At 44.6% G+C, this 24,889-nt stretch carries 30 protein-coding genes; 19 read left to right on the plus strand and 11 right to left on the minus strand.

All coding sequences use genetic code 11. The features are described from left to right. Positions 1 to 9: 9 nt before the first annotated feature. Positions 10 to 360, minus strand: coding sequence for a 4a-hydroxytetrahydrobiopterin dehydratase (locus QUA10_RS00570; protein ID WP_333080668.1), 351 nt, complete (start codon positions 358 to 360; stop codon positions 10 to 12). A 493-nt stretch (positions 361 to 853) separates the two neighbouring features. Further along, positions 854 to 2,221, minus strand: coding sequence for an aldehyde dehydrogenase (locus tag QUA10_RS00575; RefSeq protein ID WP_333080669.1), 1,368 nt, complete (start codon positions 2,219 to 2,221; stop codon positions 854 to 856). A 163-nt stretch (positions 2,222 to 2,384) separates the two neighbouring features. Here QUA10_RS00575 and QUA10_RS00580 point away from each other — a divergent pair, with 163 nt between their 5' ends. Both QUA10_RS00580 and QUA10_RS00585 read left to right on the plus strand, forming a co-directional pair. Further along, a complete protein-coding gene (locus tag QUA10_RS00580; RefSeq protein WP_333080670.1) occupies positions 2,385 to 3,305 on the plus strand; it encodes a glycine betaine ABC transporter substrate-binding protein in 921 nt (306 codons plus the stop codon). A gap of 164 nt (positions 3,306 to 3,469) precedes the next feature. Continuing rightward, a complete protein-coding gene (locus tag QUA10_RS00585; RefSeq protein ID WP_333080671.1) occupies positions 3,470 to 3,652 on the plus strand; it encodes a hypothetical protein in 183 nt (60 codons plus the stop codon). Here the strand turns inward: QUA10_RS00585 and QUA10_RS00590 are convergent, their stop codons facing one another. From QUA10_RS00590 to QUA10_RS00605, 4 genes are all read right to left on the minus strand, one after another. Continuing rightward, entirely contained in the window at positions 3,653 to 3,877 is a 225-nt protein-coding gene (locus QUA10_RS00590) for a DUF4926 domain-containing protein (RefSeq protein ID WP_333080672.1), read from the minus strand. 16 nt (positions 3,878 to 3,893) lie between these two features. Further along, positions 3,894 to 4,211 (minus strand): DUF6883 domain-containing protein, encoded by a 318-nt coding sequence (locus tag QUA10_RS00595; RefSeq protein WP_333080673.1) that lies wholly within the window; start codon positions 4,209 to 4,211, stop codon positions 3,894 to 3,896. A 15-nt stretch (positions 4,212 to 4,226) separates the two neighbouring features. Beyond that, positions 4,227 to 6,500: a bifunctional (p)ppGpp synthetase/guanosine-3',5'-bis(diphosphate) 3'-pyrophosphohydrolase gene (locus QUA10_RS00600; RefSeq protein WP_333080674.1), complete on the minus strand. Its 2,274-nt coding sequence runs from the start codon at positions 6,498 to 6,500 to the stop codon at positions 4,227 to 4,229. Positions 6,501 to 6,635: 135 nt separating this feature from the next. After that, on the minus strand, positions 6,636 to 6,788 hold the full coding sequence (locus tag QUA10_RS00605) for a hypothetical protein (protein WP_333075552.1): 153 nt from the start codon (positions 6,786 to 6,788) through the stop codon (positions 6,636 to 6,638). A gap of 174 nt (positions 6,789 to 6,962) precedes the next feature. Here QUA10_RS00605 and patD point away from each other — a divergent pair, with 174 nt between their 5' ends. The 12 genes from patD to QUA10_RS00665 all read left to right on the plus strand — a co-directional run bounded on the left by patD (position 6,963) and on the right by QUA10_RS00665 (position 14,878). Further along, complete coding sequence (patD, locus tag QUA10_RS00610; RefSeq protein ID WP_333080675.1) at positions 6,963 to 7,349, plus strand: heterocyst frequency control protein PatD; 387 nt, start codon at positions 6,963 to 6,965, stop codon at positions 7,347 to 7,349. A 57-nt stretch (positions 7,350 to 7,406) separates the two neighbouring features. Further along, a complete protein-coding gene (locus QUA10_RS00615; RefSeq protein ID WP_333080676.1) occupies positions 7,407 to 7,991 on the plus strand; it encodes a zf-TFIIB domain-containing protein in 585 nt (194 codons plus the stop codon). A 425-nt stretch (positions 7,992 to 8,416) separates the two neighbouring features. Continuing rightward, positions 8,417 to 10,090, plus strand: coding sequence for an ABC transporter ATP-binding protein (locus QUA10_RS00620; protein WP_333080677.1), 1,674 nt, complete (start codon positions 8,417 to 8,419; stop codon positions 10,088 to 10,090). Between the two features lie 126 nt (positions 10,091 to 10,216). Continuing rightward, the gene (locus QUA10_RS00625; protein WP_333080678.1) at positions 10,217 to 11,290 is read left to right on the plus strand and encodes an RNA polymerase sigma factor, RpoD/SigA family; all 1,074 of its coding nucleotides are present in this window, start codon (positions 10,217 to 10,219) and stop codon (positions 11,288 to 11,290) included. A 175-nt stretch (positions 11,291 to 11,465) separates the two neighbouring features. Then, the gene (locus tag QUA10_RS00630; RefSeq protein ID WP_333080679.1) at positions 11,466 to 11,951 is read left to right on the plus strand and encodes a GNAT family N-acetyltransferase; all 486 of its coding nucleotides are present in this window, start codon (positions 11,466 to 11,468) and stop codon (positions 11,949 to 11,951) included. Between the two features lie 194 nt (positions 11,952 to 12,145). Then, on the plus strand, positions 12,146 to 12,352 hold the full coding sequence (locus tag QUA10_RS00635; protein ID WP_333080680.1) for a glycogen debranching protein: 207 nt from the start codon (positions 12,146 to 12,148) through the stop codon (positions 12,350 to 12,352). Between the two features lie 374 nt (positions 12,353 to 12,726). Then, positions 12,727 to 13,722, plus strand: a complete 996-nt coding sequence (locus QUA10_RS00640; RefSeq protein WP_333080681.1) for an AEC family transporter — start codon at positions 12,727 to 12,729, stop codon at positions 13,720 to 13,722. Positions 13,723 to 13,779: 57 nt separating this feature from the next. Beyond that, positions 13,780 to 13,923: a hypothetical protein gene (locus QUA10_RS00645; protein WP_333086136.1), complete on the plus strand. Its 144-nt coding sequence runs from the start codon at positions 13,780 to 13,782 to the stop codon at positions 13,921 to 13,923. After that, complete coding sequence (locus QUA10_RS00650; protein ID WP_333080682.1) at positions 13,920 to 14,093, plus strand: hypothetical protein; 174 nt, start codon at positions 13,920 to 13,922, stop codon at positions 14,091 to 14,093. The genes QUA10_RS00645 and QUA10_RS00650 overlap by 4 nt, the downstream gene beginning before the upstream one ends. Next, on the plus strand, positions 14,054 to 14,293 hold the full coding sequence (locus QUA10_RS00655) for a hypothetical protein (RefSeq protein WP_333080683.1): 240 nt from the start codon (positions 14,054 to 14,056) through the stop codon (positions 14,291 to 14,293). Before QUA10_RS00650 ends, QUA10_RS00655 begins: the two co-directional genes overlap by 40 nt. Positions 14,294 to 14,414: 121 nt before the next feature. Further along, positions 14,415 to 14,660, plus strand: a complete 246-nt coding sequence (locus QUA10_RS00660) for a type II toxin-antitoxin system HicB family antitoxin (protein WP_333080684.1) — start codon at positions 14,415 to 14,417, stop codon at positions 14,658 to 14,660. Then, complete coding sequence (locus QUA10_RS00665; RefSeq protein WP_333080685.1) at positions 14,660 to 14,878, plus strand: type II toxin-antitoxin system HicA family toxin; 219 nt, start codon at positions 14,660 to 14,662, stop codon at positions 14,876 to 14,878. Before QUA10_RS00660 ends, QUA10_RS00665 begins: the two co-directional genes overlap by 1 nt. Before the next feature lie 212 nt (positions 14,879 to 15,090). Here the strand turns inward: QUA10_RS00665 and QUA10_RS00670 are convergent, their stop codons facing one another. Beyond that, a complete protein-coding gene (locus tag QUA10_RS00670; protein ID WP_333080686.1) occupies positions 15,091 to 15,804 on the minus strand; it encodes a GUN4 domain-containing protein in 714 nt (237 codons plus the stop codon). 214 nt (positions 15,805 to 16,018) lie between these two features. On the opposite strand from QUA10_RS00670, the gene QUA10_RS00675 reads away from it, so the two are divergent. Next, entirely contained in the window at positions 16,019 to 17,413 is a 1,395-nt protein-coding gene (locus QUA10_RS00675; protein WP_333080687.1) for an ATP-binding protein, read from the plus strand. Between the two features lie 22 nt (positions 17,414 to 17,435). Here QUA10_RS00675 and QUA10_RS00680 read toward each other — a convergent pair whose 3' ends face one another. Next, positions 17,436 to 18,014 (minus strand): Uma2 family endonuclease, encoded by a 579-nt coding sequence (locus QUA10_RS00680; protein WP_333080688.1) that lies wholly within the window; start codon positions 18,012 to 18,014, stop codon positions 17,436 to 17,438. Positions 18,015 to 18,128: 114 nt separating this feature from the next. Here QUA10_RS00680 and QUA10_RS00685 point away from each other — a divergent pair, with 114 nt between their 5' ends. The 3 genes from QUA10_RS00685 (at position 18,129) to QUA10_RS00695 (ending at position 20,267) form a co-directional block, all read left to right on the plus strand. Beyond that, entirely contained in the window at positions 18,129 to 18,926 is a 798-nt protein-coding gene (locus QUA10_RS00685) for a Uma2 family endonuclease (RefSeq protein ID WP_333080689.1), read from the plus strand. 76 nt (positions 18,927 to 19,002) lie between these two features. Beyond that, positions 19,003 to 19,416: a nuclear transport factor 2 family protein gene (locus tag QUA10_RS00690; protein WP_190657739.1), complete on the plus strand. Its 414-nt coding sequence runs from the start codon at positions 19,003 to 19,005 to the stop codon at positions 19,414 to 19,416. A gap of 362 nt (positions 19,417 to 19,778) precedes the next feature. Then, complete coding sequence (locus tag QUA10_RS00695) at positions 19,779 to 20,267, plus strand: hypothetical protein (protein ID WP_333080690.1); 489 nt, start codon at positions 19,779 to 19,781, stop codon at positions 20,265 to 20,267. 123 nt (positions 20,268 to 20,390) lie between these two features. Here QUA10_RS00695 and QUA10_RS00700 read toward each other — a convergent pair whose 3' ends face one another. From QUA10_RS00700 to QUA10_RS00710, 3 genes are all read right to left on the minus strand, one after another. Next, positions 20,391 to 21,059 (minus strand): 2OG-Fe dioxygenase family protein, encoded by a 669-nt coding sequence (locus tag QUA10_RS00700; RefSeq protein ID WP_333080692.1) that lies wholly within the window; start codon positions 21,057 to 21,059, stop codon positions 20,391 to 20,393. Between the two features lie 187 nt (positions 21,060 to 21,246). Then, positions 21,247 to 22,011, minus strand: a complete 765-nt coding sequence (locus tag QUA10_RS00705; RefSeq protein WP_333080693.1) for an aldolase/citrate lyase family protein — start codon at positions 22,009 to 22,011, stop codon at positions 21,247 to 21,249. Between the two features lie 92 nt (positions 22,012 to 22,103). Beyond that, positions 22,104 to 22,616: a hypothetical protein gene (locus tag QUA10_RS00710; RefSeq protein ID WP_333080694.1), complete on the minus strand. Its 513-nt coding sequence runs from the start codon at positions 22,614 to 22,616 to the stop codon at positions 22,104 to 22,106. A 161-nt stretch (positions 22,617 to 22,777) separates the two neighbouring features. On the opposite strand from QUA10_RS00710, the gene QUA10_RS00715 reads away from it, so the two are divergent. Further along, the gene (locus QUA10_RS00715) at positions 22,778 to 24,886 is read left to right on the plus strand and encodes an FAD-dependent oxidoreductase (protein WP_333080695.1); all 2,109 of its coding nucleotides are present in this window, start codon (positions 22,778 to 22,780) and stop codon (positions 24,884 to 24,886) included. Positions 24,887 to 24,889: the final 3 nt, after the last annotated feature.

Here is a 24,889-nt window from a genome sequence, read left to right on the forward strand (position 1 = left end):
AGTCGGATTTTATTTTGAGAATTGATTGGCGATCGCATCTGTTTTTGCAGCCATAATAAAATCATTACGATGCAGTCCAGAAATCGCGTGAGTCCACCAAGTAACTGTAACTTTCCCCCACTCGGTTAGCAGTGCGGGGTGATGTCCTTCAGTTTCTGCTGCTTCGCCGACGCTGTTTGTAAAGGCGATCGCACTTTTGAAATCCGGGAATTCGTAGGTGCGTTCTATTTGGGGAATGCCCTTTTTTTCGATTAAATTCCAGTCGGGAATTTGAGGTTTGAGCTGGACAATTTCGTAAGCTGTGAGGCGGGGAGAGTTTGGGCGGCAGGCGGCACAGCGTTCTTTTGCTAAAGGTTCCATAAATTGCTTGTTAGCGAGAAGATGCTAAAAGATATTATAGACATCCTAAATCATTTGTGAATTTCTTACTCCCTCCCCTTGATAAGGAGAGGGTTGGGGTGGGTAAAAAATTTACGACTCCTGCAAGGATTGCTATATAGACATTTATAATCTGAATTATTTTGAACGGCAACTGTCCTTTAGGATTGACATCTTGCACCATTTTCAATAAGCTTTTTATGGGCGGCTAGGATGCCCAGCCCACAAGAAATTTACTCTTGGTGGAACAGGCACCTTGCCTGTGCTTGAGAATGGTGCAAGATGTGAGTTAGGAGTGACGCAGACATTGCGCTCAAAATCGTTCCAAAAACAGATGAGCAATCATTTAAAATTTCTGCAAATAATCGTTCACCGTGGAATCGCTTAACCGATAATATCAGGAAGGGGCGGGTTGATTTGGCTATCTCGGTGATATTGTAAACGTTGAGGAACCCGCCCCTCCAAGTGCGATCGCTCAACCGATAATTTTCTTAATCAAATCCAACTTACCTTTATAGGGAGCATAGCGCCATTTCAAGTCAAGCCAAAATGACTTTTGCAGCACGCTTTTGTAATGCGAAAAAGTATCAAAACTTGCTTTAGCGTGATAACTACCGATGCCGCTGTCGCCAACTCCGCCAAAAGGTAAATCTTTTACTCCCACTTGCATAACCGTGTCGTTGAGACAAACTCCCCCCGAAGAAGTTTCCCGCAAAACTCGCTCTTGTTTCTCTTTATCCCTCGAGAAACAATACAAAGCTAAAGGTTTGGGACGGGAGTTGATTTGGGCGATAGCCTCTCCGAAATCATCATACTCCAAAACTGGCAAAATTGGCCCAAAAATCTCATCCTGCATCACCGACGAATCCCAGGAAACACGATCTAAAACCGTCGGTGCAATATATCTATCTTCCGGCTTAACTTCCCCACCGACGACAATTTCTCCATCTTTGATAAACGCACTCAAACGGTCTAATTGCCGCTGGTTGATAATCCGCGAATAGTCGGGACTTGTTTGCGGATTGTCGCCGTAAAATTCGTGAATTGCTGTTTTAATTGCTGTCATCAAAGCAGGTTTAACTTTTTTATCAACTAATAGGTAATCGGGAGCGATGCAAGTTTGTCCGGCATTGAGAAATTTGCCCCAGGCAATGCGTTTTGCGGTGTATTCAACCTGAATGTCGGAGTCTACAATGCAAGGACTTTTGCCACCTAATTCCAAGGTTACAGGTGTCAGGTGTTTAGCGGCAGCTTCCATGACAATTCGACCGATTTTAGTGCCTCCGGTAAAGAAGATGTGGTCGAATTTTTCGGCTAGTAATTGTTGGCTTATTTCCACGCCTCCTTCGACGGCGGCTACGTAGGCGGGATCGAAGGTTTTGGTAATCATGTCGGCGACAACTGCCGAGGTGTGTGAGGCGATTTCCGAAGGTTTGAGAACTGCACAGTTGCCGGCGGCGATCGCCCCGACTAAAGGTGATATCATTAGCTGAAATGGGTAATTCCAAGGCCCGATGATTAACACTACGCCCAAAGGTTCAGGGTAAATGCGGGCTGATGCTGGGAATTGATCTATCGAAGCAGGCACTTTTCTCGGCTTTACCCACGATTTGAGGTTTTTGAGGGCATAATTAACTTCGGCAATCGATGCGATTTCAAGATAAGCCTCGAATTCCGGCCGACCCAGGTCTGCCTTGACAGCATCGACTATTCGTGATTGATTAAGTTCGATCGCACTTTTAAGTTTTTTCAGTTGTTCGATCCGAAAATCCACATCTTTCGTTTTCCCAGTCGCAAAAAATTGCCGCTGCTGCTGGATAATATCGCTGACGCTGATTACCATCTTTTGTCCTCCATGTCTATAAATAAATGTTACAACAGTAAAAGGAAAGTCGGGTAAAGTGCGATCGGTGTTAAAGCACAGACTTCTGAAATAAGTCTGCGATCTGGGCTTTATGCTATAACTTATAAGGTATTAATTGTAGATTTTTAATGTGAGTTAAGTCATGAAAATATCTAAGAACGATTTTTTTTTCTATTCCTGCTGGCTGCTTTGCTTGCTTGCAGTAGCAGGATGTACCTCTAAGCCCGCAAAGCAAGTTGTCATCTGCTCAAAAGACTTTACCGAACAAGCCATTCTCGCAGAAATTTTAGCACAGCACATCGAAGCTAAAACAGATATCAAAGTAGAACGAGAACTGAATCTCGGAGGTTCGCTTTGCCATCAATCCCTAACAGCAGGTAAAATCGATTTGTACGTCGAATATACGGGTACTGCTTACGCCAACCTGCTCAAACAGAAACCGATTTCTGACCCCAAAAAAGTCCTCGATTACCTCAAACAAGAATATCCCAAACAGTTTAAAGCAGAATGGACGGAACCGCTAGGATTTAATAACAGTTTTGCGATTATTGTGCGGGGAGACGATGCCAAAAAGCTCAATTTACAAACTCTCTCGCAACTTGGGAAAGCTTCACCTAACCTCCGGGCTGGTTTCGGCCCAGAATTTAACGAGAGAGAAGATGGGTTTCCCGGATTGGCTAAAACTTACGGGATTAAATTTCGAGAACAACCGAAGGAATTGCTGTTAGGATTGCTTTATCAAGGGCTACAACAAAAAGAAGTAGATGTGATTGCTGGTAATACGACGGACGGTTTGATTCAAAGTTTAGGTTTAGTAGTTCTCAAAGATGACAAGAACTATTTCCCGCCCTACGAAGCAGTTCCGGTTGTGCGATCGCAAGTTTTGGAAAAATACCCAGAATTGCGTCAAGTGCTCGCAGAATTGGGCGGCAAAATCTCCGAGGAAGATATGCGACGACTCAATTATCAAGTTGATAAGAAACAGCAGGAAGCTGGACAAGTAGCCCAGGAGTTTTTGCAGCAAAAGCTGGGCGAGTCAAAGCCAGTCAGTCCGCCCAAATAAAGGGTTTCATTGTTCTGCCTGTTTGCTGAACCCTATTGTGGTTAGCTATACTATGAGTTAGACTCATATAAATAAATGAAGGTATAAAGCTATGACAACTGTCAAAACTGCTATCTCATTGCCAGCATCTTTATTTGAACAAGCCGAAACAAAAGCTTTGCGAAATGCAAATTTCTCAGAGTTTTTTAATCGAAATAGCCCTTGAAGAATTTATCCGCCGCCGCGAAAATCAACAACTGTTAGAAAAAATTAATGCTGCTTGCGAAGCACCTCTCTCTGAAGAAGAACAAGTTTTGCTTCGCAAGATGACTCCCTCTCATCGCAGGCTGGTGGAAGGCGAATGGTAATCAATATTTTCCAAGCTGCAAAACAGGAGCTTTTATCGCTTCAATCTGGGACTCGGCCACTTCAACTGTAATTGCTTCGATATTGAAACCCTCTAAGCTATAACCGTCTTCTTCACCTTCCGGCATCTGGTAGTGTTCAACGATAGTTGCTGTATCACCTTTTTTTAGGCCATACTTAGGAATGTCTTCTCGCAATGCTACCTGTGAAAATAGTTTAAATTTCATGGGGCTTAACCTCTTGTCAATCAGGAACTAATGTAACAAATCTGGTTTCGGATGGAGTAACGATCCAAACGGTTTTAACTTGTAAAATCGTACCATTTGGACCAGTTAAACTGCCTTGAATTATGTACTTTTGACCGTATTTGGTGTTTTCCATTAGCTCCGCTTCCAGGGGAAGTATCTGGCTTCTTAAATCTCGATCGAGCTGTTGCCAGTTTTCTATGCTGTAACCACCTCGATCGAGAAACTGAGATTTGTCGTCTTTAGGAAGCCGGATTAATAAATAGTTGGTCAGCTTTGCTGAAGGAATAACCGAGTTAAGGCTGAGTTTTGCCATAGGAAGACTTTTCTCTTAAGTCCCTTCACTGAGCCTCCGCAAATTCAAAATGTCGCTCATCTTTTTAATTTGCATACAAGTGCGCTCGAACTGTTGTTTATCCTGGATATCCATGCACAAGTCAATTAATGCCGGCAATCCGGGATATGTTTTGACTTGAGCGCTGCGGACGTTTACTTGGTTGTCCTTCAAATGCGATAAAACATCATTGAGAACTCCCACTCGATCGAGGGCTTCAATTTGAATATTAACCGGATAAGTATTTGGTCGAGATTCATTGCGGTTGCTGGAATTCCAACTCACAGGAACCAACCGATCCCCAGGTACGCTCTCAACATTTGAACATCGTTGTCGGTGAATCGAAATTCCGCGAGTGCGAGTCACAACTCCAATAATTGATTCCCCAGGAATCGGACAGCAACAGCCGGCTAAATGGTAGAGCAATCCCTCTACACCTGCGATGGGCGATTTGCTCGGAGATGAACTCGGTACTGGTTTCGGTGTCGTCGATGCAGGTATGAGCTGGGGCACTTCGTGCGTTCCTGCAGGAGCAGCTTCAATTTTTTGCTGCACTTTTACTAAATCTCGCAGTCGATTTACTACGAGATTTAAGGTAACTTCGCCGTAGCCCAAACCGGCGATTAAATCTTCGACGCTGTGGTAGTTGCAGCGCTGAGCCACCGATTGCATGGGTTCAGATTTCAGCAAAGATTCTAATCCGTTTTTACCTAATTCTTTTTCCAGTAATTCCCGCCCGCGAGCAAGATTTTCATCTCGGTGCGATCGCTTCAACCACTGACGAATTCGGTTTTTTGCTCCGTTTGTCTTGACAAAATTCAGCCAGTCGGAACTGGGATGACCATTTTTTTGGGTCAAGATTTCTACAATATCGCCATTCTTTAAAACCTTGTCTAGTGTTACCATTCGCCCGTTGACTCTGGCACCGGTGCAGTGATTACCAATTTCGGTGTGAATGCGGAAAGCAAAATCTACGGGAGTTGACCCGCTATTGAGAGCAATTACGTCTCCGTTAGGAGTAAAAACGTAAATATCTTCGTCGAATAAGTTGTCCTTAATGCTTTGTAAATATTCGCGATCGTCTTTGAGGTCGCTTTGCCATTCTAGGAGTTGTCGCAGCCAAGTAAATTTTTCGTCGTCGCCGGTGACTGTTGTGTTAGAACCGCCAGTTTCTTTGTATTTCCAGTGCGCGGCAATGCCGTATTCTGCAATGTGGTGCATTGCTACGGTGCGAATTTGCACTTCGATGGGGCGGCCACTGGTTCCGATTACTCCGGTGTGCAATGATTGATAGCGGTTGGCTTTTGGTAAACCGATATAATCTTTAAAGCGGCCGGGAATCGGGCGGAAAGAATCGTGGACGATCGCCAAAGCCCGATAACAGTCATCATTGGTTTCTACGATGATCCGCACCGCCGCAATATCGTACACTTGCTTAAACCCTTTTTGGCGGCGCTGCATCTTCGCGTAAATCCCGTACAAATGTTTGGGACGCCCGCTAACTTCATAGCATTTAATGCCTAAATTGTCAAGCCTTTCTCGCAAACAATCTGTGACTTCTGCGAGTTGAGTTTCTCGATCGGCCCGCTTCTCGGCCACCAATTCCTGAATTTCGCGGTAAGCTTCGGGTTCCAGGTATTTAAACGCTAAATCTTCCAATTCCCACTTAAAGCGGCCGATACCCAAACGGTTTGCTAGGGGAGCAAAAATATCTCGGGTTTCTAAGGCAATACTGCGCTGCTTTTCTTCGGACAAATGCTCCAAAGTCCTCATATTGTGCAGCCGATCTGCGAGTTTGACGACAATGACGCGAATATCTTTAGCCATTGCTAGGAACATTCGGCGGAAATTTTCCGCAAGGCGCTCTGTTTTGCTGGAAAAATTAAACTTAGAAAGCTTGGTGACACCTTCAACCAACTGTCGCACTTCCGCGCCGAACCGCTGTTCTATTTCTTCGAGAGTAATATCTGTATCTTCAACAATGTCGTGGAGGAAGCCGGCGGCAATCATGACGTTGTTGCCGCCCATATACCGGAGTATTCCAGCCACAGCTACCGGATGGCAAATGTAAGGTTCTCCCGATTTGCGGTATTGTCCTTCGTGCAAGTCGCGGGCAAATTCAAAGGCCCGACAAATTAAGCTGTCGTCAGTCGAACAATTCGGGTTAGAGCCCCCATCCGGCTGCGATCGATTATTCAGGCATTCTTGCAGCCAATCGGGAACTACGGCAGGATCGATCGAAGGAGAGGGAGTCAGAGTGTTCGCGTTCATGGGGTACACCTTTAAAACTTAGAAATACAAATGGTTAAAAGCCGGTTTCCGGTTGAATTGCCGAAATTATGTGTTTAGCTATACTAAACTAATTGAATGCCACAATTTGCAATTCAAAAAAATAGTCGATTTTTCTCAAACTATACCTATGTAATCCGGAGTCGCCCCCCCTCGGAGGTAGGAAAATATAGTGACACCACTGCCGCCGCCGCAGTCTGTCGAACGAGGAAAATCGGGTAAAATCAGCAGATTTGGGCGGTAGCCGTTGAGGTTGCGGGGGATCGGCATTTACCGGCAACGCTAAACTAAAAGCAGCAGCCAGAAGGGTAGAGTTAGGGCAGAAAATCGAAAAAAGTTCTCACAAAACAGGGAATTGCTCCAAAAACGCACCGCTTCCCTCCATATGAGCAAACTTAAGTAAGTATCTACTTTGATTATAAATACAAATTTGTTTACAAAATCATGATATTGTCCGAAGACCGCCGCCAGTGCTACCAAGAATTACAGCAAGCACTAGAACAACTACAAAGAACTGCTGCACAGGATAATGTGGATCGGGTCGCGCTGGCGATCGAATACACAAAAGTGCAACAATTTTTCGGAAACCAAATTATGAGACCCGAAAGCGATGAGTTAGACGCCTCAGAAACACCCCCAGAGCAGTCCTATTTGACGGAAATTCACAAGCAACTGCGGTTATTGGGGACAGATGTCACCTTTTTGCAAGCGTCGCGCCAGCCAGCGACAGCAAAGGCGAGGCAAACTGCGGCGATCGCGCGGCTCAACACGCTAATTGGCTACTGTGGCGCGCTGCTGCAAAAAAATTCTGGTTCTTCAGGGCCCGCCTAGATACAGAATTAATAATTGAATTAACAGGGAATTAATAAGGCAAGGAGAAATAAAGCGGTGGAATGTCCAAAATGTAAACATCCCAATTTAGAAGGCGGTACCTTAGCCGGCCGTATGTCGGTGCAGTGGTGTCCCAACTGTTACGGTATCTGGATTCCAGGCCGAGAATACGAAGCTTGGCAAAAAGAGCAAAGCCAGTGGTACAACAAATCAGAGAAGCCTGATGCGACAGCGACTCTCGGCATAGAATTCACGCCGTCTCCCTACGACAGCAAAGCAGCGCTGTGTCCCGAAGACGGTCACTATCTGTCGCGGGCGAAAGTTCCTTTCAGCAGAGTGCCCTTTTACATAGAGCGCTGTATGTTGTGCGGGGGCATTTGGTGCGATAACGGCGAGTGGGACATTCTCGAAAGTCTGGGATTCCACACCGAGATTGACAAGATGTTTTCTCCGAATTGGCAAGCTAAGGCCCGCGTGCAAGAACTCGCCTCTAGGGAACGTCAAGTGCTGACTGAGAAGCTGGGGCCGGATATCGCCGGATATGTATTGGAACTCGCGGAAGTTTTAGCAGACCATCCTCACGCAGATTGTGCCGCTACTTACATACTGCGGAGAGCTGAGTTGAAGCGAAAGGAAATTTAGTCTGTTGGCTGTTGACAGTTGGCTGTTGACGGTTGACTGTTAACGGTTGACTGTTGACTGTTGTTAGTAAGCGGTTGGTGGGTTAATGATGTAGTGATAAAATCTTTGTTTGTAGCAATTTCTATTGGTATTTACAAACTGTGGACGGTTGACTGTTGACTGTTGTTAGTAAGCGGTTGGTCGGTTAATGATGTAGTAATAAAATCTTTGTTGCTAGCAATTTTTATTGGTATTTACACCAGCATATCGGTCTCTTGCCAATCACTAATAAGCCCTGAAAAATACTAATAACTAACAACTAACCGCCAGTATATTGATAAATAATAAATAACAACAGACAACAGTCAACAGTCAACAGACAACAAACAACAGACAACAGACAACAGACAACAGACAACAGACAACAGACTAAGGACTAATGACTAATGACTAATGACTCTTCTCTATTTTCAGTTGACAATTTGCGAGTAGCTTATCCTCAGCGGCGAGGCCAATCTGGTTGGGCCGTTGACGGGGTTTCCCTGACGCTGAAACCGGGGGAAAAGCTCGGATTAGTTGGGGAGTCTGGCTGCGGTAAGTCAACTTTGGGAAGGGCGGCGATGCGGTTGCTGCCGGATTCGACGCTGATTGAGGGGCGAGTTAGTTTTGCTGGAGAGTCGGTGTTTGATATGAATGCTTCGCGGCTGAGACAATTTCGGGGCGAAGCTGTGGCATTGATTTTTCAAGATCCGATGACTCGTCTCGATCCTTTGATGACTGTAGGAGAACATTGCATCGAGACTTTGCAAGCTCACAGACCGAATTTGGATCGCAAGCAAGCTAAGAAACGGGCGATCGAAACTCTGGAAGCTGTGAAAATTCCCGCGTCTCGCTGGTCGCAATTTCCCCACGAATTTAGTGGCGGAATGCGGCAAAGAGTAGCAATTGCTTTGGCTCTTTTGCTCGATCCCAAATTAATTGTGGCGGACGAACCGACTACAAGTTTGGACGTAACTGTAGCTGCCCAGATTTTGCAGGAATTAACCAGACTTTGCGAGGAACGGGGAACGGCTATTTTGTTGATTTCTCACGATTTGGCGATGGTGGCTGAGTATTGCGATCGCATTGCGGTGATGTACGGCGGTAAAGTCGTAGAAACAGGGCCGGTGCAAAACGTGTTTGAAAAGCCGCAGCACGAATATACTCGATCGCTCCTCAAAGCAGCTTTGCACATTCAAGCCGATTCTGACAAAGGATTAGCATTCGAGGAAATCAGGACTGAAGCCGTTACTGCAAACTCAACAAATTCGCCTCTTTTGACCGTAACGAATTTGCAGCAACACTACAGTTTAGAAAGCAATTTATTAGATCAGTTGTTTTCCAGGAATCGCCAGGTAATTAAAGCAGTAGACGGCGTTAGTTTAGAGCTAGAACGGGGAGAAACCCTAGGGCTGGTGGGGGAGTCCGGCTGCGGCAAAAGTACCTTGTCACGCACGATTTTGCAGCTAATTACCGCCACTGGTGGCAAAGTGGAATTTCAAGGAATAGATATAACTGCCCTGAACCGCGATGCTGTGAGGAAGCACCGCCGCGAAATGCAAATGATCTTTCAAGACCCCCACGCTTGCCTGAATCCGATGATGACTGTTGGGCAAAGTATTGCTGACCCTTTGTTTATTCACAAATTAGCTAAGGGCAGTGAAGCTAAAAAACAAGTAATCCAAATGTTAGAGCGGGTGGGTTTAACTCCAGGGGAGGATTTCTTTCGTCGCTATCCGGGGGAATTGTCAGGAGGACAACAGCAGCGAGTTTCGATCGCCCGCGCTTTGATTACTCGCCCGCAACTGATAATTTGCGACGAACCTGTGAGTATGTTAGATGCCAGCGTGCAGACTCAAGTATTAGAGCTGATGTTGGAGTTGAAGCAGGAATTTAATTTGACTTATCTGTTTATTACGCACGATTTGTGGGTGGCGAGATTTTTTTGCGATCGTATTGCGGTAATGAATGCCGGAAAAATTGTTGAAATCGGTAAGACTAGGGATATTTTTACTAATCCGCAGCACCCTTATACTCAGCAATTATTGCAGGCAGCTCCTTTACTGGCTCGAACTCAATAGAAAGGTATAAAATTGGGGCCATCTAATTTCTGTCACGGGCTTCTAGATGGATTTCGGAAATTTCCGGTTAAATTGGTTAAAGTTAAGGGATACTTTTCAAATCCTTCCACCGACACCAAGCACGATATGGCAGAATCTGACCTAGGCAGTTTTGCGGTGGCACCCGAAGCCTCATTCGCGATCGCACAAGATGAAGACACCGAGATCGATCGTCCCACGGTAACTCGCTCGTCAGCATACAACAACTGGTCTGCCGACGATCCAGTGGGAGCTTTGTTCAAGGAAATGGCTCGCTATCCTCTACTGACTGCCACCGAAGAGGTGGAGTTGGCGCGCCGCGTTCAAGAATTGGTAGCCCTGGATGAACTAGAACAGCGTTTGCAGCAGGAATTAGACAGAGTGCCGACAAAAGCTGAACTCGCAGCGGCTTTGGGAGTGAGCGAAACTCAACTGCAACAGCTTCGCCACCAGTGTCAGTCGGCGAAACGGAAAATGATCAGCTCGAATTTGCGCTTGGTGGTTTCGATTGCCAAACGCTATCTTAATCGGGGCGTGCCTTTTCTCGATTTAATTCAAGAAGGAGCTTTGGGTTTAAACCGGGCAGCCGAAAAGTTCGATCCGGAGAAGGGTTACAAGTTTTCTACTTATGCCTATTGGTGGATTCGCCAAGGAATTACCCGGACAATTGCCAATCAAGGGCGGACGATTCGCTTGCCTGTTCACATTGTCGAACAGTTAAATAAACTCAAAAAAGTTTATCGAGATTTGAAGCGTTCTCTTCAACGCAATCCAAGTGAAACTGAACTCGCTAAAGAAATGCAAGTTTCTTGCGAACAGCTTCGCTACCTCCAGCAAGTACGCCGGCAATCTTTGTCTCTCAACCACCGCATCGGCTCAGAAGAAAGTTCGGAACTTTTGGATGTTCTCGAAGATAACGCGACGCAATCTCCAGAAGCTCAGATGAATGAGATGATGATGCGCCAAGATATTTTGGAGGTGTTGGACAGTATTTTGACTGAGCGGGAAAAAGAGATTGTTGCTATGCGTTACGGTTTGCTGACCGGCGAACCTTACACTTTAGAAGAGGTCAGCAGTTTGTTCAATTTGTCCCGCGAACGAGTCCGTCAAATTCAAAATAAGGCAATGCGAAAGCTGCGCCGCCCTCAAGTGACGGAACGATTGAAGGGCTGGTTGAAATAAGCAAAAAAAATTGAGTTGGCATTTTGAAAAATCTTAAAATTATTGTGGGGTGGCACTCCGAGGCTATCGAAAATATGCTGGTTCAAGGTGGAAAAAATTAATAAAAAATTACAAATTAAAAATGTCTTAATGTGGTATTTTTAATTGTTGATTGTCGCTTACTATTTACTTATTTATGTCTTCAGAGGTAATTTTGCGTCCAGCTACCCGCGCCGACGTGCCGGTGCTGTTTGATTTGATTAAAGCTTTAGCTGAGTACGAAAAATTATCTCATGCCGTTACTGGCAATGCCGTTGATTTGGAGCATCATTTGTTTGGCGATCGACCTTTTGCTGAAGCGATTTTAGCCGAGTGCGAAAATCGAGTGGTGGGCTGGGCGCTGTTTTTTTACAATTATTCTACTTTTTTGACTCAGCCGGGAATTTATTTGGAAGATTTGTTTGTGATCCCTGAGTTTCGAGGGCGGGGAATTGGCAAATCTTTGATAGTTTATTTAGCGCAGTTGGCGGTTGAAAGGGGCTGCGGGCGTTTGGAATGGAGTGTTTTGGATTGGAATGAATTGGCGATCGGATTTTACAAGGGTATCGGTGCTGATGTGATGCCCGACTGGCGGATTTGCCGGGTTGCGGGCGAGTCTTTGGCAACCTTGGCATCGAAGTAATTCAGGGCGGGCTAGGAGCAACGCCCCACAAAAAATTCATCTGTTGTGGAACAGGCATCTTGCCTGTGTGTGGAACAGGCATCTTGCCTGTTAAGCTAAAAGGCCACACTCCGGTTAATTAATACCGACCTACTTAAGTGGCAAAAATATAGGAAAATTTAAGTAACAGTAGATTTTGATTGAGAGAGTAGATCGTGATTATTTGGGTAAACGAGCAAATCGATCCGTCTGGCATTCTTTATTCTTGCATTGCTTGTTGCGATGAGAATCAAGCGAAGGATTGCCACGAATCTTTTGAGAAGAATTTGACGGCAGAGCAAAAACAGCAGGGCTGGGTTGCTACCTTGCGGACTGTTAGTTCTTGGGATGAGGTGCCTGTTAATGCTTTGAAATTGAATTAATGAGTGCAAGTCGTCAGCAGCTTTAGTCTCCCCCTGTTTCCCTTCGCTCGAAACGGCAGGAAAACGTGGGACATCTGTTTGAAAAAGGCAAGATAGCTCGATCGCACATTGGTCAAATTAACATAGGTTTGGTAAATCTGAAGGTAAAAAGCTGCAATCGTTGGGGGCTGCCAGTCTGAGGATTGTGCCTGGGAAGATGCGGGGATTTGGGCGGATTTTTTTGGGCCTGGAGTCCTGCGAACACGCTAGGACTAAAAAGCGTGCAAGTGCGATCGTTTTCGAGGGCTCCGCTAACGACAAGTCGCATTTTTCCAACGGATTTTAGCATTATTATTAATAGATAAAGGCATTTCAAATTGTCAAGTTAACTTTTTATGATTGAAACCTTATTTCACGCTTATACGCCTCTAGTTATCTGGACGGGCTTGGGACTGCTGCTGTTTCGGTACATCCCAGTTGATTTTCCCAAGCTGCTGAGCCACTTTCTTTTCTGGATTGGGATACCGCTGCAAATTCTAGTTTTAGCCCGTCAGAGCGATTTTTCGGGTGCTGTGGGATTCACGCCGGCGATCGCCATATTCGTGTTATTTCTGAGTACGAGTTGTGCTTGGCTGACTTGGGTATTATTGCGTAGGCTGAGTGCTGCTCACATCAAAAAGCCCTATTTTCAGGGCAAAAATTCTCTAATAAATTTATTTTTATTAAATTTTAATTCCCTGAAGCGATCGAGCCAAGGCAGTTTTCTCCTAGCTTCGATGTTAGGGAATACGGGCTTTGTTGGATTAGCAATCACCCCGTCTATCATCAGCAGCGATAACAACAACTGGGCTGTCTTGTACAGCGTCACTAACAATGTTATTGGAACTTATTGTTTCGGTGTATTTATTGCTAGCTATTTCGGGAACTCCGAGCAAAAAAATCACTGGTGGACTCAGCTCCGGGACGTGCTGACAGTTCCCGCCCTGTGGGCATTTTTAATTGGTTTTTATACTAGAAACATCCCCCTGCCCGAGACAGTGGAATCGGGATTGCAGACTGCTGTTTGGGTGGTAATTGCCAGTGCTTTGCTGTTGGTTGGCATCCGGCTGAGGTCTATTAAGAAATGGGAAAGTTTTGAACTGGCGTTAATCCCGTCGCTGTTAAAAGTGGTAATTGTGCCGGTGCTGATCGGATTGGGTGCTAGTTATTTCGGATTGAGCGGCGATCCGAGGTTCGTGTTGGTGTTGATGTCGGGAACGCCCACAGCTCTTTCCGTGCTGATTTTAGCAGAAGTCTACGAGCTCGATCGCGATTTGTTAGCTAGCAGCATCGCCATCACTTCTGTCGGGTTGCTGTTGATGCTTCCGCTGTGGTTAGCTGGGTTTAGTTGAAGTTGGGCGATCGCGTGGGAGTTAGAAACCGGGTTTCTTCTCAAAATCTCGGTAAGGATGCGTAAATTATCGCAGAAACCCGGTTTCTGGGATTTGGAGGGCGTTACTAAAACAGGAAATAAACCCAACACTAATGATTTTTGCAAGACTTTTGAGAGTTGGTCTAATATAGAAATAACTTCTAGGAGGTTAGAGGCATGACAAGCATATCCGACGAACAAACAGCTATCATCCGTACAGAAAGAGGACTGACGATCGCAGGTACGCGCATCACTATCTACGACATCATGGACTATGTGACGGCTCAATATCCGCCTAAGTTTATCAGGGATTGTTTGACCTTACAGAGGAACAAATTAACGCGGCTTTAGCTTATATTGAGGCAAATCGCGCCACCGTTGAAGCTGAGTATCAAATGGTTCTTAAGGAAGCTGAGGAACTGCGGCTGTATTATGAAGAAAAAAATCGCGATCTGATTGCCCGAATTGCCGCCGGGCCACCAATACCAGGAACCGAAGCTGCTTGGGAAAATCTTCGAGCCGCGAAGGCCAAACTTGATGCTAAAGCATAATTTTTTTGATCGATCGTAATCTCAACGGACACGCCCTAATTTTGTTTTGCTCTCTTGCTAATCAAGGTTGGCTTGATATCATCCCAATTCGTTTTATCACCTTAAAGGAGATTGGTTTAATATGTTAACTAAATACATCCAAGCTGCCATGAAGCAAGCTAAGTATGAAATTTTCCCTGATGATGGGACTTTCTACGGAGAAATTCCTATCTGTGAGGGAGTCTATGCAAATTCTGTAACTCTCGAAGCTTGTCGAGAAGAATTGCAAGAGGTATTGGAAGACTGGATTTTACTTAGTCTCACCCTGAAACTTCCTTTACCTGTCCTTGATAATATCGACCTTACAGTTACCAAGGAAGTTGCCTGATGCCTCCTTTAAAACCAGTCCAACGTCGAGACTTAATTTATTATCTGAAACAACTGGGATTTGACGGCCCCTATTCGGCAAAAAGGCATCAGTTCATGTTGAAAGATAACCTTCGCATTACCATCCCCAATCCTCATCAAGGTGATATCAGTGCCAACTTTTTAGCTAAGATTTTGCGACAGGCTAAAGTTGATATTAGTGATTGGGAGAACCTCTAAAGTTGAGAGGGTTTTGTCAATTATATTAAATAAAACGAGCGATCTTCTTCTGCTACTGGGTATGGTAGGGGATGGGCGATCGCAATTTGATTGCCAACAAATTTAGAGTGTGTCACCTGGGATAATTAATCGTTTTGGTGAAAAATTGCAACGTGACATACCCTACTACTTGCTGGTAAAAATTATCCGATTGAGTAATTTTCAGTGGTGTTTTAATTAACTAAAGCCAAGAGAGTAGCAATATTTTTCTGGACTTTATTTTCCTTTTCTCTTTTCTCTTCTTCTCTTTTTAATCTCTCTTTCTCTTCTCTTTCTTCTTTAGTTACTTCACGATAAATCAAATAACCAGCCGTTGTCGCTGCTGCTGCGGCAGCTACCCAAGGTAGAGCAAGTGCCAATCCTCCCAGAGCCAAGCCACTAGACAAGCCACCTTGACCCGAACCATGTCCATGAGGTGCATGATGATAGTGAGTTTGATGGAGCATTTCACCTGTACATAGGGCTTGCCAAAAATGCCATCCACAGTAAGGTAAGTGTCCTTTTAGTGCAGTTTCCCACGAAAATAGATCGTCATAGTTTAACCAATAATCTCCTTTATACCAACCTACATTTCTAATAAATTGTTGATAATTTCCCTGGTTATAGATTGCTTTTTGTGCGCTAAAACCAAAGTAAGAATTACTAGAGTCTCGCCATAATCGATCAATCTCATTAATTTTTTGAGCGGAGAGATTATCAACATCTAAATGTAAATATTCATAATATTGTTTAGAAGATATTTTGAACATTAAAGCTCGGGTCAGCTCATCAGCTTCTTTCCAACTATTTGCTGCTAATCTTTCTTTGAGCGAAGTCATTAATTCGTCTTGGTTACGCCCCATAAAAGAAAGATAAAATTTATCAGGGAACCTAGTTGTTTTAGACATAAAATTCTCCCTCTATTTGGTTAAGCTAGCTCATGTTTTATTCCATAATTTTATTTTGTACGTTTCACTCCGATATGACAACTCAAAACGGTCGCATTTAGTACACAATTTTTATAATTGAACTGAACCAATTTTAGTAAAAATCAGTAGAAGTCAGTTGACAAAGTAGGATTTGGTAGAATATAGTACACTAAACCTCGCTCAACGCTGACGTATGAATGTTGAAGATGTTGTACAATGGATGAATAATTTGATTGTTGACAAAACTGGAGAACATCTCACACCCGTACAGGAAGCAATAGTGACGGGTGTTTGGCAAAGACAGAAATATCCTCAAATAGCTAAAGAGTTTAATTGCAGTGAATCTCACGTTAAAAAAGAAGCGGCGAAGTTATGGGAAAAGTTGCGTGAGGAATTAGGAGAAGACCTCAATAAATTTAATTTTCGTTCTAATTTAGAAAAAAGACATAAAATTTCTCAATCGTCCCAAGTGGGCGACAGTTTCTTACAAGAAATTGATATTAATATTTGTGGTCAATTTATACAAAATATTAAAAATGCAGAAGCACGATCGCCCTTTCCCCCTGAATCTCCCCAAAATCAAGCCCGATCGCCCATAATCGATTTAACAGACGCACCCGAACTCCCTTACTTTTACGATCGCACCTCAGAACTCTCCACCCTCAAACAATGGATATTACAAGCCCATACCCGCTTGATTACCATCTACGGCTTAAGTGGAATTGGCAAAAGTGCGATCGCCCTCAAACTCATCGAACAAATTCAAACCGAATTTGATTATATTATTTGGTTAAGCCTCGCTGACACACCCACACTTTCAACCCTCCAAACCGAACTCAAGCAATTTTTTGGGCGATCGCCACAACCCCCATTACCCACAGTCATCGATTATTTTCGATCTTCTCGCTGTTTAGTAATCCTTGATGACGTACAGAATATTTTTAAAAGCAGTCAATTAGCAGGTCAATATTTAGCAGGCTATGAAGACTATGGCAAATTTTTTAAACAAATTGCCACATCCTCTCATCAGAGTTGTTTAATTATCCTCAGTTGGGAACAACCCAGAGAAATTACTGCTTTAGAAGCACTAAATCGACCTGCACGAACTTTACACCTCAAAGGGTTAGGGGAAGAATCGGCAGAAATTCTCAGAGAAAAAGGATTAGCAGATGAGGAAAAATGGTCAGACTTGATCGCCATTTATCAAGGTCATCCTTCCTGGTTAAATATCATAGCTTCAACAATTTTAGAATTCTTTGACGGTAGCGCTTCCCGGTTTTTAACAGATAACAATGATATTTATTTAGGTGACTTAGAAACCATGTTAGAATCTCACTTAGAGCGTTTATCGGAGTCAGAAAAAAAGGTGAGCCATTGGTTAGCAAGTCAAGATAAAGCGGTAGATATTTCCCAAGCACCTGCCGATATTGAGTTATCTAAATCAGAATTTTGGCAAGCCATACAATCTTTAGCGCGGCGTGGCTTACTGGAAAAAGTACAAGTAGGAGTGGGAGCGCTATTTTTACTCAATCCTGTATTTCAACAATACATTCAATCCAAGTCAAATCCTAGCAGTATCAAACTGTAACATCGATCGCACTTCTCAACTTCTACATCGATCGCATAAAAGCATTCACCGCATCATATCGATCCGCCATCCGCGAATAAAACTCGATCGATCGCAAATCCAACTCCGGCAAAAGTTCGCTCTTACTCACCAACTCATACCCCGTAGAACGCAAGCAATAAACCGAAATTACCCCATCCTCCCAGAACCAAACCTCCCGCACACCCACCCGACGATAGATTTCCAGCGTATCAATTCCACCACTTGTAACTGTTATCTCGATCGCCAAATCTGGAACCGACTTGCGCGTACCCAAACAATAAGACTCATCTGGTTCTTTCCGTGCACCCAACTCCTTCATCCCGATAGTTGTACTACCGCGCCCGTAGAAACGAATGTCTTTCGTCCGCATATAAATCTCTAAAAGCTGATCTAAAGTGTTTCTAGATTCTTCATGTTCCTCAGAAAAAGGAGCCATAATTTCTAAACACCCGTCCAAATAAGTTAAATGCGCCCCAGTTTGGGCCAAATCTGCATCCAACTTTTCTAGAGTCTCCCATGTCACGTTTGACAGGAAAGCCGCACCTGTACCCAATCCTGCTTTAGAAATTGCGGCAACCATTTGACTTACCTTTTACGATCGCTTTTCCATATTAGCTAATATTAGCTAAAGTCTCAACTCAGCTTGCTCTAAAATTTCGCAGTACAATTAACAATAACTGCACGGAAAACGACGATGAACGAGACAATAACTGCTACAGGTCTGCCTCCTGCATTCCCCGATCATACCCAATTGCCAGACGAAGACGGTACATTTGTGAAAAATTTTCAGGAGCATCCCCAGAGCATCATTCTGACAGATTCGATCGGGCCGGTTGTAGAGCGGCTGCATCCAGACGGACAATATGCGATCGGGCAAGATTGCGGCATTTACTGGCGAGAAACTGACCCGCCAGAGCGAGGCGCAGAAGCACCGGATTGGTTTTACGTGCCGAATGTACCCGCAACACTTGACGGTTTTCGCCGTTCTTATGTACTTTGGCGGGAACACATGGCTCCGTTCATTGCTTTAGAATTTGCTAGCGGTAATGGAGATGAAGAGCGCGATCGTACTCCCTTGACTGTGGCCGCCGATGGTACCACCACTAAACCGGGTAAGTTTTGGGTGTACGAGAGAATTATCCGCATTCCTTACTACGGTATTTATGAAATGAGAACTGGCAATTTAGAAGTCTATCACCTGATAGATTTTGTGTATCGAAGGATGGAGCCAAACGAACGCGGTCACTATCCCATTCCTGTATTAGATGTAGAATTGGGACTTTGGCAGGGAAGCTATCAAAATCAAGAACTGCTTTGGCTGCGGTGGTGGGATTCCCAGGGAAATTTGCTGTTAACTGGCTCCGAACAAGTTGAAATTGAGCGGGCTAGAGCCGAGCAAGAACGGGAAAGAGCCGAACAAGCAGAGCGAAAAGTTACCCAGTTAGCCGATCGACTGCGAGCAATGGGAATTGATCCCGATGCTGAGGATTGATATCAAATTCCCAAAACTCTCTCTGTAGCGCGAGCATCCCGCACCCGATCTTTTTTAATCACAAAAAACAAACCTGATGGAAACTAAACCACCTCTACCGCCCTTTACGTTGGAAACGGCTAAAGCCAAAGTTCAAGCTGCTGAAGATGCCTGGAATACCCGCGATCCAGAACGAGTAGCCTTAGCTTATACGGAAGATTCTCAGTGGCGAAACCGTGCCGAATTCTTCAGCGGACGGGAAGAAATCAAGGCTTTTTTAAGACGAAAATGGGCAAAAGAATTAGATTACCGTTTAAAGAAAGAACTGTGGAGTTTTACAGATAATCGGATTTCTGTTCGCTTCGAGTATGAGTGGCACGATGATTCTGGCTACTGGTATCGCGCCTATGGTAATGAACAGTGGGAATTTGCAGAAAATGGGTTAATGCGAAGACGTGAAGCTAGCATTAATGATGTTCCCATTCAAGAATCTGAACGGAAGTTTCGATAAGATTTATCTGTGAGTTGTTAGACGCATAAACCTGGTTTTTTAGGAAAATACGCAGGTTTGTAGTCAGGACTTTAGTCATGATTGACTCAAGGCCAGAAAGACGAATAAAGTCCTCACTACTAACGAAAGGTTTGTAGTAAGGACTTGAGTCATGATTAGATTTCTTGCAAAAATACAAAGAACCCCACCCCAACCCTCCCCTTGAATCAGGGGAGGAGGCAAGATTATTCTTGTTTCCCCCCTTAATAAGGGGCGACTTGCGGGGGGTAAATTTTACTTTTGCCAGCACTCTAGAGAAGTTTATAGAGCATCTGCGATCGTGTAGAATCTGAAAAAACAATTTTAATGGAGTTTTGTTGCAAATGAAAATTTTAGCTATCGAAACACTAATTGTTAGTTCTATCCTTCTGTCAATCTCATCATTGTCATCTGCTCAAAGTAATCCACAGGGCTCTACAATTCTACCCACAGGAGCTTACTACGCTCAAGGAACAATGTTCAATAACTCCCGTAGAGAGATTGCACATCAAAACAATAGAATCTGCATCAAGATCGTCGATGGCCCTGCAAATCCCTACAAAGGAGTCGAATCTATCACAATTAGCAGCGTGTCTTTGGAAAATGGGAAATACTATATTGATGCAACTGGCACAGAGCTTGTATTACAAAACAATGGAAAAGCATTTTCTGGCGACATTCGCGGTACATGGGAGTATAGAGGTATCTCGCCCGATCCAAGGAGTCAACCCATACAAGCTAAAAAAATGGCAGAATGTCTAGCTGCTCAAGGACGATATGTGCAGAAGATGGAAGGAATATCAATTTCAGGAATTGATTTTCCCAAGCATTAACCACGATCGAGATGGGTGGGGGCGAAACCAAAAGGTGCTCTGTGAGATGCAGTAATCGGTAATCGAAGTAAGGTGCGGAGTACGCACCCTACTTCATTAGGTTATTCGTCCCAGACTGTATCCTCAATCGCAAAGCAAACTCGGAGAAGTCAGCACAAAGACATCCCTGGTTCCCACCCCTTCAGATTCCGGTTTAATCGGTGTAGTAAAGTGGAAAAACTCGTGGTCGTTAACTAACAGCAATTCCCCTGGCTGCAGAACTTTATTAAAAACAGGCTTCTCTTTTTTAGCCAAGTACAAATGCGTTTCCCCGCCTACAATATTAGTTCTGTCAACCGAGAAAATCCCGATAAAGTCAGTACCGTCTTGGTGAATGCCTTCCGGTGCGGGGTTGCCGAAATTGTTTGGCGAACAAGTCGTCCTGATTTGATGGATGCCGATTTCAGCTTCCGGGTGAATTTTGCAGGAATCGAAAAAAGCAAAAATCATCTGTTTGAAATTATCGAGGGCAATTAGCCGATCGTCCAATTCGGCAAATTCCCGCCTGATATCACCCACTAGCGGATTGTATGTTTTGCTTTGATACAAATAGCCGTGAGGTAACTTAACTAACTCATTTCCGTTGACTGCAAACCGCGATAATCTTCTCGAACGATACTTACCTTTCACATACGGATCAACAGGCATATCGTCAAAAAATTCCTTGAAGCCTTCTAGCTTAATCGAGTTTACTTTTTTGAAAGTAAACATGAAGGCATAATCCAAATGAATGGATTCTAATACGGTTTTCATAGATTTTACTCCCTGAAGCCTTGCTCCCCTCCCTAATTTTGCCTGGAGGAGGTGTATGCTTCTACTCTAGCGCAGGATTTTTGTATGTGTCGTAAAAAACACTACAAAAATTGCAAAGATATCGTAAAGACGACAAGATGAATTGGGGGCTGGTTCTTCTTTTAATCCAAAATCCCCAATCTAAAATCTAAAATCGATTGACTGCTTTCACCAGCGACTGACAGGCCTGCAGGAAAACGGCAACATCGACGCCAAGTGCGACGTACTGAACGCCAGCATCAATCCACTGCTGGGCGATTTCGGGGTTTTCGGCAAAAGTACCGGCGGCTTTGCCTGCTTTGCGGATGGTTTGGACTGCCTCTTGCATCATGTCGATGACTCGGGGATCGCGGACTTGCCCGGGAATGCCGATCGACTGTGACAAATCGTAAGGCCCCAGAAAAATCACGTCCACCTCTGGCACAGTAACAATTTCTGCCAGGTTGTCGATGCCGCCTTTGCCTTCGACATGAATCACAACTAAGGATTCTTCGTTGAGTTGATCGGTGATATTTGTACCTGCAGCGGTGTAAAGTCCTGCCCGCGTAGCAAAGGAAAGGCCTCGCGTGCCCAGAGGACTGTATTTAGCACTTTTGACAGCGGTTTCGGCATCGATTTTGCTTTCAATTTGAGGTACTTGAACTCCTGCACTGCCGATGTCGAGAGCTCGTTGAATTTGCGGCCCGTCGTTTTTGCGGACACGAACAATCGGTGCAATTCCGGTGCAGTCGGCGGCGCGACACAAATCTTCAGCAGCAAGCGGGTTCAGGGGGCCGTGTTCCATATCGATAACGGCGAAATCAAATCCAGCGTGACCGCAGATTTCCATGAATGCGGGATAAGCGCAGTTCATAAATAAACCGAGGACTGTTTCGCCTTGTTTAATTTTTTGTTTGAGTTTGTTTTGACGCATGGGTAATCCCGGAAAGTTTAGTTGTTTTTTACCGCAGATGAAGCCAGATTGTTTTTAATAATACAGCTCAAATATGGTTGTAATAAATTACTTTATGTTAAGAGAATAGACAAAAACTTTATAGCTGCTTTTGCCTCTATCTTAAATGGAATCAAGCACAAAAGCCAGCCAAAAATAAACATTCCTAAAATTGGTAAAAATATGGCTCCCACGGATGGTTCGACTAACCAAGCAAATAAAGAAAACATTCCAATACTGCCAGTTGTCCACAGCCACAGAATCAGAAATCCTATAACTGTTGTATGTAAACTCATCCTAATTCTGATGGAACAACCGAACTGTTGATTATGTATATCTCCTTGTATAATTGGGAACAATAAATGTCTACCGATGATGATGCGATTAATTTTGAATTTTTTGCCATAAATCGTTCCTTCATAGGGTTTCGCAGGGGGCTGACCAAAGGGTAGAATTATTCTAAAAACTTTGGGAGGAGTAACAACTTCGTCCAACCTGCGTAAAACTTCCGAATAAGTTAAACTGGTGGTAATTGTTAAAGTCTCAAAAGGAATAAATAACCTAAAAAATTTTACTATCTTGAGCATAAGGTTCATCCGGCTGTTCAATAGTTGTTGCTGGTATTAATGCCTCTTCTCTAAAAAAGTTTTCCCTGACAACAGCGCGAAATACCAGTATACTGCAAAATAAACATTTAGATGGGATGAGTGTTTTTCGCGCTATGTCAAAATTAATTCCACAATCTCCGATGAAACTTCGACAGTATCTATTTTTGCTCAAAGGTCGATCGATCCTTAGCCTCACCCTCGGCATAATTTCCGCGATGGGGAGCATTTCGCCAGTATTTGCTGCACCTCCCCGCAATCCCGACACTGCTGAAACTTGCGACATTCTAGTAGCAGGCGGTGGTCTCGCAGGGGCTGCTACCGCTTACGAAGGTTTGCTGGCGGGGCGCACAGTTTGCCTCACTGAAATTACTGATTGGGTAGGCGGTCAAATTTCCTCCCAGGGAACTTCCGCACTCGATGAAAGAGATACTCAGCGATCGCTCTTATTTTACCCCCGTGGCTACCTAGAATTGCGGGAGCGGATCAAGGAACATTACGGCCGGCTAAATCCCGGAGGCTGTTGGGTTAGCTATTCGTGTTTCATGCCCTACGACGGTCACAAAATTCTCTTTAACATCTTGCAGGATGCCGCTAGAAAAGGCAAAGGCACGCTGAAATGGTTTCCCAATACGGTTATTAAAGAACTAGCAATTACTCCTGCTGTGGCGGGGAATACGGTTGGGGGTCAACAAATTAAAAGTGCGATCGCCATTCAACACAAACCCGCCGCCAACACCCCACCACTCAACACCGAAACTCTTTCTCAAACTATCGAAGATGCCTATCGCTACGAAAATTCTCCGCGATTTAATAAAACTATTATTCGGTTTATTTCTAAATCATCTGGAACCCCCCCTAACCCCAGAATTGTGGGGAATGCCACAAGTTCCCCCCCTTTACAAGGGGGTGCTGATTGGTACGTTGTAGATGCCACTGAAACAGGTGAATTGATCGGACTTGCCGATGTTCCCTACCGCCTCGGAATTGACCCGCGTTCCCCTCTGGAACCTTCCTCCGCCAGCCCAACCGGCGACCCTTACTGCACTCAAGGTTTTACCTACACCTTTGCGATGGAGGCAACGAAGGAACCGCAGCAGCATCAAGTGCCGTCTTTTTATCAACAATACGCTCCTTACTACAGCTACGAATTGCAGAGATTGGCGAGCTTTCCCTTAGTTTTCAGCTACCGCCAAATCAGGACCATGAGACCGGATGAAAAGCGACCTTTAGACCCGAAGCAATTCCCGATTTATCCGGGGGATATTTCGATGCAAAACTGGACTTGGGGCAATGACTATCGTCCCGGTTCTGCTGAGGATAATTTAATTTATTCTCGCCCGCAGTTGGAAGCAGCAGGTCAACTGCAACCGGGGGAATGGATGGGCGGTTTGCGAACCGAAACTTTGCGTAAGGGAGAAGAAAATGCCAAAGGATTTTTCTACTGGCTGGTAACAGGAACTACTGACTCGCAGCTAGGAGAGGGAGTCAAAAAGCCTAATCCAAACAATCGTTTTTTGAGCGGGTTGGATTCGCCGATGGGGACGGTGCACGGACTTTCTAAATATCCTTATATGCGGGAGGGCCGACGTATTATTGGGCGGCCGAGTTTTAATCAGCCTCAAGGTTTTACTGTGTGGGAAGTTGATATGTCTCGCACTGACTTTACGGCTGATTTTTATCGCCAGAATTTGTCGGAGGAAGAGTATCGGAATTTGTGGTTAGCTGTGGGTGGTTTGAATGCGCCGGCTTTGGCTGTGGGAAGTCAATCTGTTGAGGCTACAAAATCGCGATCGCGCGCTACGATTTATCCTGATTCTGTGGGGATTGGTCATTATGCGATCGACTTTCACCCCTGCATGACCAACAGTCCGCCGGAAGCACCGGGAAATACCGAACGCGAAGGTACTCGCAAAGGTCAAGGGCAAGCTTATCCCTTCCAAATTCCGCTGCGGGCAATGATTCCTCAGAAAATTGACAATATGTTAGTGGCGGGTAAAAGTATTGCTGTTAGCCACACAGCGGCCGCTGCTTATCGAGTGCATTCTTTTGAATGGTCTGCCGGTGCGGCGGCGGGAGTTACGGCTGCTTTTTCCTTGGAAAAAGGGATTCTACCTTATGAATTAGTGGACGAATTGCCGTCCCGCGAGCCGAACTTGGAAGTATTGCAGTTGCGGTTGCAACAAAATGCCAATCCGATCGCCTTTCCGGGTACTTCTATTTTCAATAGTTCGTGGCAAAATTGGAAATAATCG

It is taken from the genome of Microcoleus sp. Pol8_D6 (genome assembly GCF_036700965.1).
GTDB lineage: Bacteria > Cyanobacteriota > Cyanobacteriia > Cyanobacteriales > Microcoleaceae > Microcoleus.